4 protein-coding genes are annotated in these 2632 nt (G+C 66.6%); 3 read left to right on the top strand and 1 reads right to left on the bottom strand.

The window, feature by feature from the left end; genetic code table 11:
• From MKK75_RS32395 to MKK75_RS32385, 3 genes are all read left to right on the top strand, one after another.
• Window positions 1-304 (top strand): hypothetical protein (locus MKK75_RS32395; RefSeq protein ID WP_244046578.1); only part of this gene is annotated, 304 nt, incomplete at its 5' end.
• Window positions 305-327: 23 nt separating this feature from the next.
• Window positions 328-1149: a hypothetical protein gene (locus MKK75_RS32390; RefSeq protein ID WP_244046577.1), complete on the top strand. Its 822-nt coding sequence runs from the start codon at window positions 328-330 to the stop codon at window positions 1147-1149.
• A gap of 91 nt (window positions 1150-1240) precedes the next feature.
• Window positions 1241-1654, top strand: a complete 414-nt coding sequence (locus MKK75_RS32385) for a hypothetical protein (protein WP_244046576.1) — start codon at window positions 1241-1243, stop codon at window positions 1652-1654.
• Window positions 1655-1727: 73 nt separating this feature from the next.
• Here MKK75_RS32385 and MKK75_RS32380 read toward each other — a convergent pair whose 3' ends face one another.
• On the bottom strand, window positions 1728-2474 hold the full coding sequence (locus MKK75_RS32380; protein ID WP_244046575.1) for a Crp/Fnr family transcriptional regulator: 747 nt from the start codon (window positions 2472-2474) through the stop codon (window positions 1728-1730).
• Between the last annotated feature and the right edge of the window lie 158 nt (window positions 2475-2632).

Genomic DNA, 2632 nt, shown 5'->3' with positions numbered 1-2632 from the left:
GGCGAGCCGCACGGCCGCGTTCAAGCCGGTCACCCCCGAAGCGGCTCCTGCCCGCCCCGCGCCCCTCGCCCAAGCGTGCGATCAGGCCGTGATCGACTGGAACGCCATCCCATCGTTGAGCCAGGCCAACGACTGGGGCGACGAGCGGCTCGACGTCGCGCTGGACGACTACAACGCCGTGTTTCTGCGGGCAATCAACGAGCCCTCCCGAGGCATGGCGGACGTGCAGGCGAAGGCGCGCCTCGTGCTTCACGACATCATGGCGCACGCCATCGGACCTGGCAGCGAGGATGAAGCGCGCTGACGGTCGACAAGCGGCTGACGCGCGTGGTCCTGCGCGAAATCGTCAATCTGCCCGGCGACATCGAGACCTCAGACGGCGGTCCTGCCGCCACTTTGGAGGAGATGGCGACCCTCGACTTTGCCGCCTACACCTTCGACACGCCGACCCGCGATCCAAACGGCTGGATGAAGCAATTCCACCACCACGCCATCGGCATGCACATCGCCGATCGCACATTGCGCATGAGCAAGCCCGAACTGGTCGACTTCATCCGCAAGGGTGGCGAGCGCGACGCCGACACGCCCGCGATCATGCTCCAGGCGCTCGATGCCGCACAGGAGGCGTTCGAGGGCTGGGGCAAGCTGCTGAGCTTGGCGCACACTCGGTACATGGTGGCGGCATCGTCCGCAGTGCTGGATCAGGAGGAGCCCACCGCAGAGCCCAGCAAGCCGATGCCGGCGCCTGCCGAGGAGCCGGCGCCCGCCCCCAACCTTGTCGCCATGCTCGACCTCGCGTCTGCCACGATCGACGAGCTGCAGGATATTCGGGACTTGGCCGACGCGGTCGGCTCCGTGGCCTACGCCTACACCTGGGGGCCGCGCTGCGGGACGCGCCGGGGTCGCTATGGGGGCATCGAGCCCAATGGCATCGGCAGGCTGATGCACTGGCTGGGCGATGCCCTGACCGAGGTCGAGAGTGCGGCCGAGCTGGAAGTTTGGCGCCGGGCGCCCGGCAACCGAGCCGATCGCGAGACGCGGCTGTCGATGTGCGCCGTGACGACCATCGACGGCGGCGACCGTGACGCGATCAAGGCCTTTGCTCATGAGCTGCTGGCCCACGCCGAGGCCGAGCGCGAGAGCCGCTGATAGCGGCTCTCTCCCTTCTGTCGCCGTGCGTACCGCCCCGGCCGGATCCCGCCGGGCCTTCCCCCTTCATCGCGATCCGAGACCTGACACTATGGGCGACGTGCTCAATTTCACCCCGCGTCCGAAGCTGCTCGCGATCGTGCTCCCCGCGCCGCTCGCGGGGCCCGCGCTACGTGCCAGCCTGGAGGAGGCGGCGCAGATCGCGCTCGACGCGGCAGACCGCATTATCGCCGTGCTGGATGGCATGGACGGCGACGCGGACCTTGAGGACGGCGCCGACGCCGAGCCGTCCTTGGCCGCCCCCGAGAACACCACCGGTTCACAGGTGACGTGGTTGCGCGGGAACGACGCCGATCGCGAGGTCGAGGCGCCCGAGATCGTCTTGCCTGAGGTGGCGGCCGAGCCGATGCCCGAGGCGACGATCCTGCCCTGGCGCGGACGCGGGAACGTCATCGCAGCGGCCGGTGTGGCCCTGCTCGACCTGCTGGACCGGGAGCGCGCCTGATGCCGAGGTTTGCTTGGGGTGAGAAGCGGACCTTGAGCCTTGTCCCCGCAGCGGACGTTCCGCAGAAGCCGGTCTACGATGTTCCCGAGAGACTACGTTCGTCGTCATCGCGTGGGTTCAGGTGGAGATACTTCGGATCAAACTCGGCGAAGTCCATTAGCCGCGCAGCGTTGGGGATGCGCATGCGCTTGCGCCTCCATTCGAGCAGGCCCCGACCTCGCAGAGCCTGAAGTACCCGGTTCACGTGTACGCCGCTGATGCCCAGCGCGTCTCCGAGATCATCCTGGGTCATTGGAAATTCGAAGCTGTCCTCGCTCACCAAGCCTACGACCCGCAAGCGCACGAACAACTCGCACACGAGATGCGCCATCTGCCGGTCGGCGTCGCGTTGCCCCATGTTGACGAGCCAAGCCCGCAGCGTGCCCTCATCGACCAGGGTCGCCCACCAGAGCGCTCGCGTGATGCGGGGGTGGTGCGACGTGAGATGCTCGATGACCGAGCGCGGGATATCCACGATGGTGCAGCCCCAGCTGGTGCCGATGCTGTGGTCCATCTCGCCGAGGATGGCCACGTGTAGGTCGCAGAAGTCCCCCGGTACCAGGAAGGCCATGATCTGGCGTCGCCCATCGGTCAGGGTTTTGTAGCGACAGGCGAAGCCTTCCACGACGAGGCGCACGTTCTCTGGCCGCTCGCCTTCGGGGCTGATGTCCATACGCCGCGCGACGCGACGGGCGTTTCTGGTGAGGTCGTGTAGGACGGCACGGTCCTCGGCGGTGAGACGCGCTCCGAATTCGAGCGTCATGATCAGCGGATTGGACATTCGTGCTCTCTCGCGGCTCGGTCGCTCTGAGAACGAGGAGCCGTTAGGCGTTCTTCCGCCGTCAGTCGTGCGTCGTTCGGAGACCGCAAAGCTTTATGCTTCGGGCAAAGACCTCACACAAATTTCGTTCAGCTCGTATTACTAAGCTTGTTCTGTTT

Source organism: Methylobacterium sp. J-030, from assembly GCF_022829545.1.
Classification (GTDB): domain Bacteria; phylum Pseudomonadota; class Alphaproteobacteria; order Rhizobiales; family Beijerinckiaceae; genus Methylobacterium.
This window is presented reverse-complemented; position numbering and strand designations above follow the sequence as displayed.